17 protein-coding genes are annotated in these 17,386 nt (G+C 43.1%); 8 read left to right on the forward strand and 9 right to left on the reverse strand.

The window, feature by feature from the left end:
• The first annotated feature begins 52 nt into the window (after window positions 1-52).
• The gene (gene metK, locus ACVBIL_RS03540) at window positions 53-1,207 is read left to right on the forward strand and encodes a methionine adenosyltransferase (RefSeq protein WP_447165612.1); all 1,155 of its coding nucleotides are present in this window, start codon (window positions 53-55) and stop codon (window positions 1,205-1,207) included.
• A 620-nt stretch (window positions 1,208-1,827) separates the two neighbouring features.
• The gene (locus ACVBIL_RS03545) at window positions 1,828-2,301 is read left to right on the forward strand and encodes a GNAT family N-acetyltransferase (RefSeq protein ID WP_447165613.1); all 474 of its coding nucleotides are present in this window, start codon (window positions 1,828-1,830) and stop codon (window positions 2,299-2,301) included.
• Window positions 2,302-2,423: 122 nt separating this feature from the next.
• Here ACVBIL_RS03545 and ACVBIL_RS03550 read toward each other — a convergent pair whose 3' ends face one another.
• Window positions 2,424-3,251 carry a hypothetical protein gene (locus ACVBIL_RS03550; protein ID WP_447165614.1) on the reverse strand — a complete coding sequence of 276 codons (828 nt, stop codon included), beginning with the start codon at window positions 3,249-3,251 and terminating at the stop codon, window positions 2,424-2,426.
• Between the two features lie 1,018 nt (window positions 3,252-4,269).
• Here ACVBIL_RS03550 and ACVBIL_RS03555 point away from each other — a divergent pair.
• A complete protein-coding gene (locus ACVBIL_RS03555) occupies window positions 4,270-5,031 on the forward strand; it encodes a hypothetical protein (RefSeq protein ID WP_447165615.1) in 762 nt (253 codons plus the stop codon).
• Window positions 5,032-5,499: 468 nt separating this feature from the next.
• Here the strand turns inward: ACVBIL_RS03555 and ACVBIL_RS03560 are convergent, their stop codons facing one another.
• The 3 genes from ACVBIL_RS03560 to ACVBIL_RS03570 all read right to left on the reverse strand — a co-directional run bounded on the left by ACVBIL_RS03560 (window position 5,500) and on the right by ACVBIL_RS03570 (window position 7,515).
• Window positions 5,500-6,195 carry a VC0807 family protein gene (locus ACVBIL_RS03560; RefSeq protein ID WP_447165616.1) on the reverse strand — a complete coding sequence of 232 codons (696 nt, stop codon included), beginning with the start codon at window positions 6,193-6,195 and terminating at the stop codon, window positions 5,500-5,502.
• Window positions 6,196-6,598: 403 nt separating this feature from the next.
• Entirely contained in the window at window positions 6,599-6,949 is a 351-nt protein-coding gene (locus ACVBIL_RS03565) for a hypothetical protein (RefSeq protein ID WP_447165617.1), read from the reverse strand.
• 8 nt (window positions 6,950-6,957) lie between these two features.
• Window positions 6,958-7,515: an N-acetyltransferase family protein gene (locus ACVBIL_RS03570; RefSeq protein ID WP_447165618.1), complete on the reverse strand. Its 558-nt coding sequence runs from the start codon at window positions 7,513-7,515 to the stop codon at window positions 6,958-6,960.
• A 293-nt stretch (window positions 7,516-7,808) separates the two neighbouring features.
• Between ACVBIL_RS03570 and ACVBIL_RS03575 the strand changes: the two genes are divergently transcribed.
• Window positions 7,809-8,729 (forward strand): GGDEF domain-containing protein, encoded by a 921-nt coding sequence (locus tag ACVBIL_RS03575; protein ID WP_447165619.1) that lies wholly within the window; start codon window positions 7,809-7,811, stop codon window positions 8,727-8,729.
• Window positions 8,730-9,075: 346 nt separating this feature from the next.
• Here the strand turns inward: ACVBIL_RS03575 and ACVBIL_RS03580 are convergent, their stop codons facing one another.
• On the reverse strand, window positions 9,076-9,291 hold the full coding sequence (locus ACVBIL_RS03580) for a hypothetical protein (RefSeq protein WP_447165620.1): 216 nt from the start codon (window positions 9,289-9,291) through the stop codon (window positions 9,076-9,078).
• Window positions 9,292-9,368: 77 nt separating this feature from the next.
• Here ACVBIL_RS03580 and ACVBIL_RS03585 point away from each other — a divergent pair, with 77 nt between their 5' ends.
• Window positions 9,369-9,782, forward strand: coding sequence for an META domain-containing protein (locus ACVBIL_RS03585; protein WP_447165621.1), 414 nt, complete (start codon window positions 9,369-9,371; stop codon window positions 9,780-9,782).
• A gap of 105 nt (window positions 9,783-9,887) precedes the next feature.
• Here the strand turns inward: ACVBIL_RS03585 and ACVBIL_RS03590 are convergent, their stop codons facing one another.
• Window positions 9,888-11,186, reverse strand: a complete 1,299-nt coding sequence (locus ACVBIL_RS03590) for a dicarboxylate/amino acid:cation symporter (protein WP_447165622.1) — start codon at window positions 11,184-11,186, stop codon at window positions 9,888-9,890.
• Window positions 11,187-11,356: 170 nt separating this feature from the next.
• Entirely contained in the window at window positions 11,357-11,677 is a 321-nt protein-coding gene (locus ACVBIL_RS03595; RefSeq protein ID WP_447165623.1) for a hypothetical protein, read from the reverse strand.
• 157 nt (window positions 11,678-11,834) lie between these two features.
• Between ACVBIL_RS03595 and ACVBIL_RS03600 the strand changes: the two genes are divergently transcribed.
• Complete coding sequence (locus ACVBIL_RS03600) at window positions 11,835-12,278, forward strand: N-acetyltransferase family protein (RefSeq protein ID WP_447165624.1); 444 nt, start codon at window positions 11,835-11,837, stop codon at window positions 12,276-12,278.
• Window positions 12,279-12,384: 106 nt separating this feature from the next.
• Here the strand turns inward: ACVBIL_RS03600 and ACVBIL_RS03605 are convergent, their stop codons facing one another.
• Both ACVBIL_RS03605 and ACVBIL_RS03610 read right to left on the reverse strand, forming a co-directional pair.
• Window positions 12,385-13,752, reverse strand: coding sequence for an L-serine ammonia-lyase (locus ACVBIL_RS03605; protein WP_447165625.1), 1,368 nt, complete (start codon window positions 13,750-13,752; stop codon window positions 12,385-12,387).
• A gap of 172 nt (window positions 13,753-13,924) precedes the next feature.
• Window positions 13,925-15,211: an aromatic amino acid transport family protein gene (locus tag ACVBIL_RS03610; RefSeq protein WP_447165626.1), complete on the reverse strand. Its 1,287-nt coding sequence runs from the start codon at window positions 15,209-15,211 to the stop codon at window positions 13,925-13,927.
• A gap of 554 nt (window positions 15,212-15,765) precedes the next feature.
• Between ACVBIL_RS03610 and yjjX the strand changes: the two genes are divergently transcribed.
• Together yjjX and ACVBIL_RS03620 are read left to right on the forward strand one after the other, a co-directional pair.
• Window positions 15,766-16,305 (forward strand): inosine/xanthosine triphosphatase, encoded by a 540-nt coding sequence (gene yjjX / locus ACVBIL_RS03615; protein ID WP_447165627.1) that lies wholly within the window; start codon window positions 15,766-15,768, stop codon window positions 16,303-16,305.
• Between the two features lie 93 nt (window positions 16,306-16,398).
• Window positions 16,399-17,340: a bifunctional helix-turn-helix transcriptional regulator/GNAT family N-acetyltransferase gene (locus tag ACVBIL_RS03620; protein ID WP_447165628.1), complete on the forward strand. Its 942-nt coding sequence runs from the start codon at window positions 16,399-16,401 to the stop codon at window positions 17,338-17,340.
• Window positions 17,341-17,386: the final 46 nt, after the last annotated feature.

Below are 17,386 nucleotides of genomic sequence, written 5' to 3' on the forward strand. Positions count from 1 at the left end.
AGATGTAGATACTTCTACACATTCAAATTGTTTAAAGACGAGATTTTCCATTATGGCAAAGCACTTGTTCACCTCTGAGTCGGTCTCAGAAGGTCATCCAGATAAAATCGCCGATCAGATTTCTGATGCGGTACTAGACGCAATTTTGGAGCAAGATCCAAAAGCGCGTGTAGCATGCGAAACTTATGTCAAAACTGGCATGGTTATGGTTGGCGGCGAAGTTACCACTTCAGCTTGGGTTGATATCGAAGAGATCACCCGTAAGACTGTACGTGACATCGGTTACACTCACTCAGATATGGGTTTTGATGCCGATTCTTGCGCAATCCTAAACGTGATTGGTAAGCAGTCTCCAGACATCAACCAAGGTGTTGACCGTGCAGACCCGAAAGAGCAAGGTGCTGGTGACCAAGGTTTAATGTTTGGCTACGCCAACAACGAAACCGACGTACTCATGCCTGCGCCTATTACTTATTCGCACAAGCTCGTTAAGCGCCAGTCTGAAGTACGTAAAGACAAGACACTTCCTTGGTTACGCCCAGATGCTAAGAGTCAGGTGACTTTTGCTTATAACCCAGATGGCAGCATTGCTGGTATCGATGCGGTAGTCCTTTCTACGCAGCACAGCGAAGATGTGACTCAAGCAGACCTGATTGAAGGTGTAATGGAAACCATCATCAAGCCAGTGTTACCGGCTAAGTGGTTATCTAAAGACACTAAGTACTTCATTAACCCAACTGGCCGTTTTGTTATCGGTGGTCCAGTAGGCGATTGTGGTCTAACGGGTCGTAAGATCATCGTAGACACATACGGCGGCATGGCACGTCACGGTGGTGGTGCTTTCTCTGGTAAAGACCCATCAAAAGTTGACCGTAGTGCAGCATACGCAGCACGTTACGTTGCTAAGAACATCGTTGCAGCAGGTCTTGCAGACCGTTGTGAGATCCAAGTGTCTTACGCAATTGGTGTTGCAGAGCCAACGTCAATCAGCATCGAAACATTTGGCACAGCTAAAGTTGGCGAAGAGCTATTGATTGACCTAGTACGTCGTCACTTCGACCTACGCCCATACGGTCTAACAGAGATGTTAAACCTAGCTCGCCCAATCTACCAAGCGACTGCAGCATATGGTCACTTTGGTCGTAACGAGTTCCCATGGGAAGCAACAGACAAAGTTGACGCACTACGCGCTGACGCTGGTCTTTAATCGTTATCGATTAGTTCGGCGTTGTTTGTTCAACGCCAATAAAAACCGCCACTTGGCGGTTTTTTTATGTCTGGAACATTTATGACGATTTGCCATGGATGGCAAAAAATCGTCGTTATGTCTGGAACATTTATGACGATTTGCCATGGATGGCAAAAAATCGTCGTTATGTCCGGAACATTTATGCCGATTTACCATGGATGACTTTTTCAAAATAATAAATCGTCGTTGTGTCTGGAACATTTATGACGATTTGCCATGGATGAATTTTCAAAATAATAAATCGTCGTTGTGTTTGCAAAATTAGGTTTTACATTAGAGTGACACAATTACGCAAGACGCCATAAATTGCGTATTACAGTTAACTTCCAACTGTAGTGGTTCCAATGACCTGCGGTCGGCGTATGTGCAGATACTGCCGTGACACGCTATAAATACATCCCTGTAAGCTCGGCCATGACGTCCATGTCATGGACGGTCACGGCCGCATCTACACTAGGTTAGAAAAGCAACATGACCTAACCTCAGGTGTTTGCTCTACAAAATCTAGAGCTATCGCAAGTAGTATAAAATTGGCTTAGCATCATAATTTTTTTTAATCGGTAAGGATAAACAGCACATTGCAATTAACTTGGTTAGCGCCTGATGATCGCATCGAGGTGAAGAAGTTCTACCGCCAGCACATGCCTTATGCACGCTTGTTGCAGAAAGAGTCACTCTGCGTGTTGACTCAAGCCGACTGCATTTTAGCTAACGATATGAAACCCAATTCTAAGCAAATTATTTATTCTGAGATAGTCGCTAGTGCGCGTATTCGGCCTATTGGTCAGTTAGCTATTTTAACTGGCATGTTGGTGCATCCTGATTTTCGTGGCCAAGGTGTGGGGCATAAGTTGATGGATGAACTTTCATCCGTTCTCAGTGATGGTAAGACGTATATTTTTGCTTTGGCGCATTTGGAAGGGTTTTATGCGAAACATGGGTTTAGCGCTGCGTCAACAGCACCAAATGATATCGAGCAGTTGTTTTTGAAATATCAAGGTTCTGATAAGGAACTTGTTTTAATGGGATTAGCTGGTGCTATTGAACGATAGCTTTCGTTTTATTTATTTAAATAATTCAGCGGCTTAGACAGGCTCAGTGAACGAGCCACAACGAACAATACCCATGAATGCCCTGCTCATGAGTATTATTGAGGGAGGCAAAGAGTGTTCCGTTATCTGTATTCATACCAACAGGACGTAACCGTACGAGTCACTCGAGTCGGGCTACCGTCTGGATCCACAACTGTTGAAGTGACAGTTGTTTTTCTGCAACTCTTCATTCTTATTTTCCCTTGTAGAAAATGGTCGCTCCACGGACGGTTACCATAAAATGCCTCATACTCACTCTGATTAAAATGAATGGTAAGTTGATTTTGCTCATCTCGTCCCCCTTCCTCTGCTGTATCTACTATTTTCCAGTAATCATTACTTAGCTCTAATTTTAAATGCAGTACTAGTCCGTTCTCACCTTTCAACTGGATGTAAACGATTGGAGATCCAGCTTGAGTAATCAAATTATCCACAAAGTTTTTCGCCAGAGCGCTCAAAAGCTCTTTTCGACTTGTGCTGAGTGAATTAGTCGTCGTAAATAACGCTGTTTTTCCAGCTTGATAAACAAAGTGTTTCGCTGCAACTAAGTCGAGGAAAGGCTTCTCTCTTAGATAATCGTTATAAAATATAAGTCTCTCACCTGCATGACGGTTTAAACCATCCATAGAATCGCAGTCAACATCATCCTCGCAGACAATCGTAATAGTGGTATCTATCGGTTTAGCCAAGGTGGGTTGGTTGATAATTTCTCCTCGAAACTGACTCACCTTAAAACTCACTTCTATTTCGCTCGAGATGTTAACTGGTGTGCCATCGGCAAGCGTATCGTCAATTTGATAACTGACCGTTCCTTTGTCATAGCTGATACAAGGCTCATCAAAACAGGGAGGGTATGTATTGGCAGTCCCGCTAAAAAGCAGAAAAAGAACAGCAAGTGTTAACTTAGACATAATTCTATTCATCCTTGAACCTTAAATTAGCGCTCACTAAATCTAGCAAATTATATACTTAATTAACTTGAAAAATATTCAAGTCGACGACTCCTATCTAAGCAGACTTTTCGCTATAACATCAGCACCCAGTGATATTGAACAGTTGTTTTTGAAATATCAAAGTTCCGATAATGAACTTGTTCTTATGGGGTTTACTGAGCCTATTGAACGATAGCTTTCGTTTTATTTGAGGCCTTACGGCCTAAAAAGTCTCAAGTTAGACTTCGTCTAACAACTAAAGTCGTGGCCATGCCACATATCAAGCTCCGCTTGATAAAGGTCGTGAGCTTCCAGCTCACACACGGCCAAGAGGGGATCTACAGCAATCCCCTCTTGCCTATTTCATCCATAAAGAGTCCCTGCCGCCCCGACGAAGTTGTTGATCCTCAGTCATTTTCGAAAATCGCTATCGCCTCATATTCGCCATCCATGGCTCACCTAAGGCTACCTCTGCATCCATGCCTCGCTCACGCGATTGTCTTCAATGACCTCGGCAACTCCGATGGGGAATTGGTGTTATCTGTATGTTCAGTGACTAATTTTGCCCCAAAGCATGTTTGCCTTTGATTAAACGTCAACCTAATCGCTTTCAGCGGTGTATGTGCAGACACTGCCGTGACACGCTATAAATACCTCCCTGTAAGCTCGGCCATGACGAATGGCATCCCTGCTAAAAGGCCAGTTCGGCACCTAGCCTCTCGTTCGAAAGCTTGATAACTTGGTTATCTCTCACCAAATCATGAATGGTCACGGCCGTATCTACACCAAGTTAGAAAAGCAGTATTATTTAGCACTGAAGTTACTTACTTACTTAAAAAATTTACCCCTCCCCCCTTATTTATCACTCCTCTTAGGGTTACATTCGAGTTTAATAACTCATTTTCATTAGATTTCTTAGTGTTGCTATAGTCAGCACTTGATAGCAAAAAAATAATAAGTAAACTCAAAAGCTTAAATAATTCAAATGGAACTTCATGTGAAAATCATAGATTGGATTGCTATTTTAGGTGCTCTTGCTTGGTCACCACATTTAATTTCACTCATAAAAAAGCTTCTGACAAAACCTCAAGTGAGAATAATTGCCAGTAAAAGAGGTGAAATTGGTTTTTCAACATTAGGGCCAATATTTAACTTACGGTTAGCCTTTGCCGTTAAATATGATGATATTGTTATTTCAGATTTGAAGATTCGACTAATTCATGAGAGCGGAGAAGAAAGAATATTTGAATGGCAAGGTATGCGTCAGCAGTTATCAACGATGACCACTCCTGATGGTGGAATCATGCCAAATGAAAAAGAGCATACCGTACTAGCCATAAAACTGAATCAAAATGCTATCGAAGAAAGAGCAGTCCAATGTCAAGAGACTGCATTCCTCAATAATAAATTTCAGTATGAGTCAAAAACCATAAAAAGAATGAGTTACCTCAAAGAACAAGGCTCTTTCGATTATCTTAAATATTTAAAAAGCCAAGAAATGTCTGAACTATTCAGTTACATAAGACATTCATTCTCATGGAAACAGGGAAAGTATGAAGCAATTATTGAGATTGAATCTCCAGAAAAGTTCACATTAGTAGATAATCGATATTGTTTTACTTTAACTTCAATAGATATTGAAGATCTTGAGAAGAATAAAGAACAAATAGAAAGAAGTTTCGAACCCCTTAAAGAAGATAAATCAAATAAGGTAGTTTGGAACTGGCGAAATCCAACTATTTCTAAGCTCAATAAGTAATACCTTAAAAAAATAAGCGAGTCAGACTTACAGAAAACACCCGTTCCCCATCGGAGTTGCCGAAGTGCGTTGGAATAAATCACGTGATGCCGACATGGATGTCGGTGTAGCTTTCGCGGGGCAGGATGCCCCATCGGAAGCGTTAGCGATTTATCCATAAGTACGAGGGAGACAACTTCGTCGGGGCGGCTCGGGTGATGCAAGAGGGGGAAGCTGTTGTCCCCCTCTTGCCCGTGTGTGAGCTGGAAGCTCACGACTTTTATCAAACGAAGTTTGATTACCCGCTAGGATGTGGGATGGAATCCCACGACGTTAGTTGTTAGACGTAGTCTAACTTAGAAGTCAGGCGCAGCCTGATAAGTGACAAAGTCACGACGTTAATTGTTAGACGCAGTCTAACTCAAAGGTCAAACGAAGTTTGATTGCTTCCCGCTGTAAAGCGTAAAGTCAGCCGCAACCTGACAACCATTACTGATTGGCCAAAACCTCTTCCAGTTTAAGCCCAGTTAAATCATGAATAGTGCGCCACAAATAATAAAAAATGCCCATCATCATCACCATAGACGGCATGGCTATCATCAGGTAACTGTATAAGGTCAACTCTCCTAACTGTGCATTAAACTCAGGAGTCCCCATTGGGCTAGTGACTATCCATTTAGCCAGCACGTAATTCATGATGGCGGAGAACGCAAACGAGCCTGCGACCAAATAGGTGGCCGTAAGTAGTCTCTGCTCAAATGCGGCCATACAATTATTCTGACGTAGTCGCTCGATGATTTTATCAACGTCCATCACCGCTGGATTAAATACAATGGCTTTAATTAGTGGCTTAGAGGTAAAGGTCGAAACAAGAACAGCAATTCCGATCGCGGCTGGAATCGCGGCCTCTTTGATTGCCAACCACTTAAGGTCAAGCTCCAGTAAACCAATGCCACCGGTTAACATCACATTAGCTAAGCCAAGCAAGGCAATAAAATTAAACTTCTTATACTTTATTAGCTCAAATATGCCCCACCCTAGCGGAAAGCTTAACGCCAACATTAATCCACCACTCGCCCCTAGCTGATCATCACCACTTAGCTTCATTAGAATAAAAGCGGGGATAGCGATGCTCACTAACAGGTCAACCATAGGCCGAGGTTTATGTGTCGATGTACTACTCATATGTTGTTTTCCAGGCGAAGCATGCAAGCTTCGAAAAAAATTTAAAGATAAACCAGCGCTGCTTCTATGATCTTAGACTAGCCACTCTATGATGCCAGCATTGATACTAAACCGCGTACAGGGGCGTAAAAATACCTTTTTCTACCTCAGGTGTCACTCTTGTTCAAACATAACTGAGACTCAGCATGTTAGCCGCTACAATGTCTGAAACTGTACAAAAGAAAGTTGGCGACTCTTCTATGCCGAATAACCATTCCGTTGAGCAAACTCCAATCGCCATAAAAAACAGCTGTTATCTATGGCGATTATCGAAATGGATTGGAAACTATTTATAAAAAGAGCGTAAACAGAGGAAGCCGTTGCCCCGCTTTATAGAGTGTGAACAAGAGGCTGACACTCTCTATCAACAATGGTCAAAATGTGCATTCTCCATGCACATAAACTCCAGCTGTTGCATAGACAGCACTGGCGGTTGCAACACCTGAATCGACTCTGGATTAATGTCTTCTAAACTAGCCACTTCATCAATCACGTTGCCGTAAGAATTTGTGCGGCCACAAAAGATAAAATGCGTGTGCCAACGCACTAGATAAGCCGTTTGTGGTTTATCTTCAAAGGTCACTTCAGCTTGCAAGCCATGACATTCTTCGCCTTGAGCCGTTAATACTGCAACCACCAATTTAAGGTTATCAAACCCAGATAAGTTTAATGTTAGATACGGAGAGAAAATGGCTGCTACTGATTCAGATAACATAAAAATCCTTAAAAAAAGCTTTCGCTGGTTGGCAATACAAGCAAGTAATAATCACGGCCATCATAACTAATATAATCGACAACTTGCATACCGCCTTTGCGAGTATGTGCGGCAAACGAGCCTGCGTTGTCTTCGGCAATAAAGGTCAGCATATAAGGCAGTTCATTAGCGACCCGTTTTTTAATAAACGCCACTAACGCTTCGAAAATCCCCTGGCCGCGATGACGACTATCAATCCATATTGGCCCATATTGACAGCAGTTTTTCTCGGTGAGTTTTGCGCGTTCATAATCAAGGCGAGGTAAACGATTTAGCAAATTACGATAGATAGGCCATTGCTTGAAGAAAGACCATCGACCAGCAATAACATAGCCGACTATTGCGCCTTCAACTTCTGCCACAACCACCCAATGCTGATTCACTAATGTCGTTAAATCGGCCTGAGTGAACGATTGACCCTCAAGTGAATTATCACGCTTATCGACAACAAGCTCGTCCTGTAAGTGTGTTTGCTCCAGCGCAACTAAGGTTGCGATATCGGCGGATGTTGCTCGTCTTATATTCATCTTTGTCTTCTACACTCAATCTGAATTCTGTTGGAGTAAAAACACTACTTAGCTTGCAATTATAACTGAATAATCGTGAGGGTCGTTAGGCTTCAAACTCTTGTTATTTTTTAAGGAAGTACATAAAAATATAAATCCTTAAACAAAGTGACCCGATGAGTGTTATTTAGGCGAGCACAGATCAAGCTTTTACATATTTAACATTTAAACAACCAATAAAAACTCGTATAGTTATTCAACAATTTAGCTTGATAAAGCCTATATTGGCCCTAATAACATAAGCGAGCTCACTCATGTTAGCCCAAAAAATCAATCATAATCTTTGGATTAGAGAACTAGACCACCCTGCTATTAGCTTGTCGAGATGGCAACAACAAGTGGACTTAATTGATGACCTTTATCAATCTAAAGCTACCGTTATTCTTCAGTCTAACGGTAGTAAAGGCCAAATAACCTGCTGTAGTACCCAAGCTGATAATGCCTTTACCGCTGGGGATATGCTTGAAAGAGAAGGGCTTATTGATGCTATTTGCGAAACTGTCAGCTATGGATTAGCTCCATTCCCCCCCGCGGAAGTGGGTGGTCGCTTTGCTGGTTTCAACACATTGCTCGCTATCAAGCTCAATTGGCCTGACGGTAGGCTATTTGGCTGCTTGGTGATTTGCGACCCCGCCAAGGAGCAAATTAGTGCGACCTCTGCCACAATCTGCGAAACCGTAAAGGCACTGATCCAAGGTGAATTGAAGCAGATGTACATGATGGAGCAACTACAGAGAATGTCGGTGCAGGATGAGTTTACCTGCATGCTTAACCCTTATGGTTTTAATTTAATGGCACCAAGGCAGTTAAGCTTAAGTCGCCGCTTCGGTTCCCATGCCGGCATTATTATTTTAGAAGGGAGTCCCTCGCCTCAATATCAATACAAATATAGCGATTCGCAGCATATTCGCATTATGGCGCGGGTGATTTCAGAAAGCATGCGTGAAGCCGATATTTCAGCGCGTATTCAAGATCAGCAATTTGTTATTCTTGCCTTTGTTGATAACGAGTCCAATCTTGATAGCTTAATTGCACGATTACGTAAGCGACTCAATAGAGAAGCTCCGGAAATTAACCTTGTCGCCGGTAAATGCTTTTTTACGCCAGATAGTCAGTTAACCTTGATCCCTATGCAAGAACAAGCGACTGCGGATCTTGAAAAAAATAGGGGTTAACAGAAGGTGCTGGATGTAAGGAAAGCAGGGTTAATAGAAGATCCTAGGTTCTAGGTTCTAGGTCCTAGGTCCTAGGTCCTAGGTCCTAGGTCCTAGGTCCTAGAAAATCCTAAGACGGTAAAAGCTGAAAGGCAAAGACGGAAAAGAGCCGGAAAGACCACATAGACGCTTGTGTAGAACGGCATTTATGCCGTCATCTGTGATGGGCTAAAGCCCAAGCTAGATTAACAAACACAATGCCGTCTGTTGAGGATATAGCAGGACGAAGTCCGCTCTAGCCGCGAAGCGTCCTCGCAGCGAGTTTCGAGCGTTCTAGGTTCTAGGTTCTAGGTTCAAAGTTAAACCGCTATTGTTGATTTTGCTTTTGTGCCCACTCTAAAAATAGTGCGATTGGAAACGGCGACATCATCACCATACCAAGCCCGGCTAAAGTCGCAACAATCACCATGCCACTAACTTGCTGTGATATATCAGACAAAAAATAGATACCAAGGGCACATAACAACATGCTAAACCCTATCCAATGTAATATTTTTAGGATTTTAATTACATTTTTTTGCACTACAAGCCGCCTTTTTATATTGATTTTAGACTAATATATTCACAATATATCGATATTAACTACTTTGGATCCAGAACATGATAAAACAATCGATTATCGTAGCAAGTTTGCTATTCGGTTTAGCCGCTTGCCAGTCTAGCCCTCAAGCTCAAGTAGAAGACTTAGCCATCGAAGGTACATGGCACATTGAATCAGCACAAGGCCAGCCCGTCATCGATTACAGCCCTGCGGAACTGACTTTTGCAGCCGAAGGTAATCTAACCGGCAATAATAGCTGTAATAACTTTTTCGGCGGCTATGTGCTAACAGGTCAATCTCTGCAGCTACAGCCTGCTGGCAGCACAATGAAAGCCTGTGTTGATGCTTTAATGGCGCAAGAACAGCGCGTGATGCAAGCGATGCCAAATGTCACTCAAGCAGAAATGAAAAAAGGCAAACTTGTACTAAAAGATGCTGAAGACAACACCGTTTTAGTGCTGAGTAAAAAGTAGCTTTCTGGTGATAAATGAGCCTGATAAATAGGCTCATTTAACCATAAAAAAAACCGCCATTTTTGGCGGTTTTTTTATGGGGGCTAGCTTAAGTGGAAACAGCGTTTAAGACTTTAACTTTTCGGCCATTTCAGCACTGTCTTCAGCATTGGCGTTGTAATGCTCAACATCAATCTCACCTTCTGACTTAGCAATCACAGTGGTGGCCACTAAGTCACCCGATACGTTCACTACGGTACGCGCCATATCTAAGATACGGTCGATACCCGCAATTAAAGCAACACCTTCAAGCGGTAAACCCACAGTGGTTAACACTAGCGTCAACATCACTAGACCCGCACCTGGCACACCCGCGGTACCGATAGAGGCAAGCGTTGCAGTCAAGATGATGGTGATATAGTCAACCCACGTCAGATCGATACCAAAAGCTTGTGCCACAAACAGCGCTGTTACACCTTGATAAAGCGCGGTACCGTCCATGTTGATGGTGGTGCCTAGTGGTAATACAAAGCTTGAGATTTTCTTATTAACGCCTAAGTATTCACTGGCACATTTCATACTTGCCGGCAGTGTACCCGCCGAGCTTGATGTCGTGAACGCCACGGCAATCGCGTTGCTAATACCTTTAAAAAACTGAATCGGATTAAGCTTAGCAAACACGATTAAAACAAAACTGTAGAAGCCCACAACATGCAAGAAACAGCCAATGTAAACGGCAATAATCACCTTGATTAACGGCATCAACATATCGACGCCATACTCGCCAGCTACCCAAGCCATCAAACCAAATACACCGTATGGTGCTAACTTCATCACCATATCAGTCAGCTTATACATGGCTTCGGCTAAACTTTCGAACACCTTGATGGCAGGTTTGCCATGCTCACCAATGAGTACCAAAGCAACACCAAGAGCTACAGCGAATACGATAACTTGTAAAATTTGACCACTTGCTAGTGCTGCTATCGGGTTTGTAGGCACGATATCAATCAAGGTTTGCATGATTGATGGCGCTTGTTTAATCACCTCTGTCGATTCGTGTGCCACCATATCTAAGCCAACACCGGGCTGCATAAAGTGACCTACGGCTAAGCCAACTGTGATTGCGATAGAGGTTGTGCCTAAGTAGAAAGCGAACGACTTGAAACCAATGCGGCCCATCTTTGCAGTATCTTGCATAGAGGTCACGCCGACAATTAAAGAACAGAATACTAATGGCACAATCAACATCTTAATTGTGTTAACAAATAGCGTTCCAATTGGTTTCAAGTTGGTCGCCTGCTCACCTAAGCTTATGCCCGTTAAAATACCTAACAGCATACCAATCATTATCTGTAGCCATAGGGGCACAGACATCCAGCTCGACCACACTTTTTTAAAAAGTGAAGCTTGTTGACTCGACATATTTAAACCTTGAAATGTTTGAAGGGAGGACTACCAGTGCTTGACTAGCTCAAAAAATAACGCGGCAGTTTAGCATATGCTTTAGAAGCGAGAGATGATCTGTATCACGCTGATACATTCCATGGATTAACCATAACAAAAACAGCTAGTGCACTGAAGAATTCATAATTTTAGGCATCAAATTTTGAGTTTTTATTATTTTTGGAGAAGCGCATTTTATAAAGTGCTGCAGGAGGTTGTTCGCGCTCGATAAGATAGCTCCAATAGGCGTCATCAAAGCCGGAAAAAATCGCTTTGCCTTCTGCACGTAAAATCAACCACCACCAAACAAGCCCCCACAGTCCCAGCGTCAGCAACGTCAGTGCAAAGTGCCATGCATGCCTGATCTCTTGTGTTCTAACCACAGCCTGAGGCTGGTTTTTATATTTAGCAGATGTTGCAGCATCTACAATGACCCTTGAGCTTGAAACTCTTAATTGCGCCTTTTTCATCGCGACTCCACTGAAATGAGGACCATAGAAAAAGTCTAGCAGAGTTAGACTTTAGTCGAATGACAATGATTAGACTTTAGTCGAATAACGATAGTTAAATAAATATCTGAGTGACTTAAGGTTCATGTTAAAGTGAGCGAAAAAAGGAGCCCAATAGATGATCATTCGTAAAGGCCAGATGGCAGATTTACAAGCGCTAGTTAACTTTAACCAAGCTATGGCTGAAGAAACAGAAGGTTTAAACTTAGATGCGCAAGTGCTAACCAAAGGGGTTAATACTCTACTGACATCAGCCGAAAAAGGTTTCTACCTTGTCGCAGAGATTGACGGTGACATTGCCGGCTCACTGATGGTGACATTTGAGTGGAGTGACTGGCGTGCTAAAGACTATTACTGGATCCAGAGCGTGTATATTCGCCCTGAAAACCGCCGCCAAGGGATCTATGGCAAGCTCTATCAAGCCGTTAAAGATATCGCCGCACAAAATGATGGCGCAGCTAGCTTTAGATTGTATGTAGAGAAAGAGAACACCAATGCTCAGCGTACCTATAGCGCCTTAGGCATGGAGCAAAGTTACTATTTGATGTACGAAGAAAAATAATAAACAGATTAAAACTGCAAATGCATAAAATTAAAAAGGCCATCAACTGATGGCCTTTTCTATCTTAGAGCGATTTTAGAGCCTAATAAACAGGCCCTAATTCAAATTAACCACAAATGCTGGTTACTTTGATTGCCAATCCGCCTTGGCTCGTTTCACGGTACTTAACGTGCATATCTTTGCCCGTCTCATACATAGTCGCGATAACTTTATCTAAGCTCACCTTTGGTGCGCAGTTACGGCGCATTGCCATACGAGTAGAGTTAATCGCCTTAACAGCAGCGATAGCGTTACGCTCGATACAGGGTACTTGTACTTGGCCAGCAACCGGGTCACAGGTCAAACCTAAGTTATGCTCCATGCCAATTTCAGCTGCCATACAAACTTGCTCAGCATTAGCGCCCATGATTTCAGCAAGACCCGCTGCAGCCATAGAACACGCCACGCCCACTTCGCCCTGACAACCCACTTCGGCGCCAGAGATAGAAGCATTACGCTTATATAGTGAGCCTACTGCAGCTGCTGCTAGGAAGAAGCGAGTGTACTCTTGCTTGCCAACAGGCTTGATGAACTTGTCATAGTAAGCCAATACCGCAGGGATAATACCTGCAGCGCCGTTTGTTGGTGATGTCACTACGCGGCCACCGGCTGCGTTTTCTTCACTCACTGCCATTGCAAATACGTTGATCCAATCAACGATTTCCATTGGGTCGCTAGATAGACGCTCACCCGTTTGTAACTGGCGGTAAAGTGCTGGAGCGCGACGAGCGACTCGTAGCGGACCGGCAAGTACGCCTTCAGTTTGACAGCCTTTTTCAATGGCTTGATGCATGGTTGCCCATACTGCGCCAAAGCCATCGTAAATCGCTTCTTCACTGTTGAAACACAATTCATTCTTGAGCATGATAGTGCTGATGCTTAGCCCGGTCTCTTTACAGGTCGCGAGTAGCTCCTCTGCAAAGTTAAACGGGTATGGCACTTCAACTGGGTTTTCAACTTCTTTGCCAAATTGTGATTCTTCAACAATAAAGCCGCCACCCACTGAATAGTAAGTTTTGCTTAATACTACGTCGTCGCCATTGTATGCGTGCAGCATCATGCCGTTTTCATGCAATGGTAATGCGTGGCTATGGAAGATAACCGCATCGTGACCAAAGTCTACTAACTGCTTTTCGCTGCCCATTGGTAGCTTCTGCGTTGTTTCGACGTCAGCAATAAAGCCTGGGATCCCGTCAATATCTACATCGTGCGGTGAGTTACCACCTAAGCCCACAATAATTGCGATATCGGTATGGTGCCCTTTACCGGTTAACGACAAAGAACCAAAAATCTCTACGCTCAAACGTGTCACTTGTTCAAACTGACCGGTTTGACGTACATCATCGATAAACTCTTTGGCGGCCTTCATCGGCCCGACAGTGTGAGAGCTCGATGGGCCCACACCTATCTTAAAAATATCAAATGCGCTAAACATAAAAACACCTCGAAAAAAGAGGAAAGCCAGGAGAACTCCAGGCCTAGTAAAACAATAATGGAATAATAAAACTTAACGACTAACGCTCAAATAAGCGCTTAAACATTAAAAAGCCAGGCTATCTCAAAATGCTATCGCATAAAGAAACAACCCAGCTTTTAGCGTTATCTTTTTACATCATACCAAACAGAATTGCAGTCATTGCAAGTAGACCTGCAATCACAACAAAGATGTTGCTGAAACGACCACGGTATGCAGCTAGCGCTGGCACTTTGTGAATCGCATACATTGGCATTAGGTAAAGAATCGCAGCGATGATTGGACCGCCTAGCGCTTCAATCATACCCAAAATGCTTGGGTTGATAATTGCCACGCCCCAGATAGTGAAGAACATGAAACCTAAAATAAACTTGTTTAGTTTAGAATCAGAAACTTCTTTTCCACTCGTGCGTAGTTGCTTAGTAATGATACCTTTCATGCCTTCAGTCGCACCCATATAGTGACCGAAGAAAGAAGAGATAATCGCAACGAAAGCAATGAATGGACCAAAGTAGCTTACAAATCCACTTTCATGCACGTTTGCCAAGTAAGAAAGAATTGGCAAGTTCAGTGACTTAGCTTCAGCAAGCTGTGCTGGCGATAGTGCTAATACACATGAAACTACAAACATCATCACGAAACCAACCAACATAAATGTGGTGTTACGTAAGATTACGTCTGCTTTACGTGCTGCATTTTTACCATGTTCACGCTTCAATGACACAGAGAACTGTGAGATCGCTGGAGAGTGGTTAAAGGCAAAAATAAGTACTGGGATGGTCAACCAAACCGTACCTAAAAAGTCTACAGTGCTTGGCACAACTTGTAGTGCGTCTGTTTTCCAATCAGGAATAAGATACACAGACATGAATGCTAAAATCGCAACTAATGGGTATACCAATAGCTGAGTCACTTTAAGCATCATCTTCTCGCCAGCAACCATCACTGACATCATGCCAAGAATAAGCACGCCTGACAGAATGAAGCGTGGTGGCGATGCCATGCCTAACTGGTTTACAATAAAGCTATCAACAGTGTTGGTAATACCCACGCCGTAGATTAAAACGATTGGGTAGATAGCAAAGAAATACAGCAAAGTAATTGCCTTGCCCGCACCCACACCAAAATGCTCTTCCACTACGTCGGTAATGTCACTGCCTGGCTTGCTTGATGAGCAAACAAAACGCGACAAGCCACGGTGAGCGAGGTAAGTCATTGGACCGATGATAGCAATCATCATCATTAATGGCCAAAAACCGCCCATACCTGCGTTAATTGGTAAGAATAAAATTCCGGCACCAACAGCTGTGCCAAACAAACTCAACATCCAAGTCGTATCTTGACGTGTCCAAGGCATTGACTTAGTCGTTGCCGTATCATTTTGTACCACTTCTTCTGTACAGATCGCGTCTTTTTGCATTCTTGTTACCTTAAAGGTGCTGAGGCACCGTTTAATTCTTATCTCAGGAGTAATTTCGCGGTTAAGAATATCCTAATGCATATGCTAAATATTGATCTGGGTTCACATTCTGTAATTGATTTTCAAATCGTAATCAAATTGAGAGCTAGATCGCTTATTTGATGTAATAAGTTTTCATTTGTTCTTTACTGCCGTAACGCAACCGAACCTTAACTTAACATTAAGGTTACGTAAATCATGAAATACTCATGTATAGCCTCTAATCTTGAAAACTTCTGAACGGACATAGATCGCAAAAATACCAATTTACCGACACTGGCCATCAACTCAATGTCGGTTTTTGAAGCGTGTCACAGCTTTAATAGGCAATATTCACCCTCTCATTAGCTAATCTAATGATAAATTTTGTTAATTTATATTGAACATTAGTTAACCAACGTTAAATCCAGACAATTAATCCCTTTTCAGGCCAATTATTTAATGGTGAAAATACAGATAAAATACAATAAACTGCTGTGACAAAAGCGTTCCCTACTCGAGAAAAGATAACCAAAATGAAAGACAATATAAGCATCATCGTCGGTTCAAAGAACCCCGTTAAAGTGGGTGCAGCTCAAGCGGCGCTATCAACACTGTTTCCAAATAGCCAGATTGAGTGTCAGGGAGTTGATGCGCCGTCGTTAGTGGCTGATCAGCCGATGACTGAAGCAGAAACAAGATTAGGCGCAATCAATCGAGTCAAATATTGCCAAGATCACTATCAAGCTGACTACTATATCGCGATGGAAGGCGGCGTTGACCTATTTGATCATGGCCCAGCAACCTTTGCCTATATCGCCATCGCGCATAAGGCACAAGTCAGTGTTGGCCGCGGTGCACAGCTGCCCCTCCCCATGCCGGTTTATCAAGCCTTAACCCAAGGCCAAGAATTGGGTCATGTTATGGACAACATATTCAATACCGTTAATATTAAACAAAAAGGGGGTGCCATAGCCTTGCTAACTGAGGGCCACGCAACGCGCCAAGGCAACTATACCCAAGCGATTATTCTTGCTATGGCGCCTATGCTACACCCGCATCTGTACATTAATTAGTCATCGCTTTATTATTTTTATCTTAAGATACTTGATTTTGAAAAGTAGTCCTCGTAAGTTAGGTGTTAATCGCAACTAAATAAGACCTGTTCGATGAATCAAGCAATACCTACAACTCCTTGTGTCGCTTCCCAGCTACGTCGCCTGTCTAGGCAACTTATCCGTCAGCTTGGTTTGTTGGATGCCGCTTGTGGTGCTCAACCTCTTTCACCCGTTCAAGCGCACACCTTGATTGAATTAGGCGAAAATAGCTACTCCATTAAACAACTGGCTGACCTTGTTAATATCGATAAATCCAATGCCAGTCGAGCCGTTAGCCACTTAGTCGATAAAGGTTTCGCCAGGTCGCAATCAAATCCACGAGATAACCGCAGTTTAGTGGTGCAAATTACTCCCAAGGGTAAAAAGCAGTTAGTTAAGTTAAACCAGCAGCAAAACCAGAGGTTCAGCGAGATTTTGGCGCAGCTGCCAAAAGAGCATATTTCAGAATTAGAGCTGTCGCTAAGGCGTTATAATAACGCGGTAATACAGTCTAAATCTCAGCTAGGCTATAGCCTTAGAAGCATCACGCCAGAAGATAATGCACAGATAGCCCAGGTGATCCGCCAAGTCTCAGCCGAATATGGCCTAACCGCAGATAAAGGCTATGGCGTAGCAGATAAGACACTAGACTGTTTAAGCGAAGTCTATAAGGCTGATAATGCCCATTACTGGGTGATAGAGCTAGAAGGTAAGGTTCTGGGCGGGGCAGGTATTGCCCCATTGGCAGGACACGCAGGCACCTGCGAGCTACAGAAGATGTATTTTACCACTGAACTGCGCGGCATAGGTTTTGCGAGGCGGCTTGCACTGCAAGCGATAGCATTTGCGAACGATCAAGGTTATGCCAGCTGTTACTTAGAAACCACAGCCAATCTTATTGAAGCAATTAAACTGTACGAATCGCTAGGCTTTAGCCATTTAGATGCACCTATGGGCAACACGGGCCATGACGCCTGTGAGATAGCCATGATACTGCCACTGACGGCGGAATAATCGAACCGATTAAAATATGCGGTTTTGCAAACATAAGTTAATGGTT

The sequence above is a fragment of the Shewanella sp. 125m-7 genome (assembly GCF_052977045.1).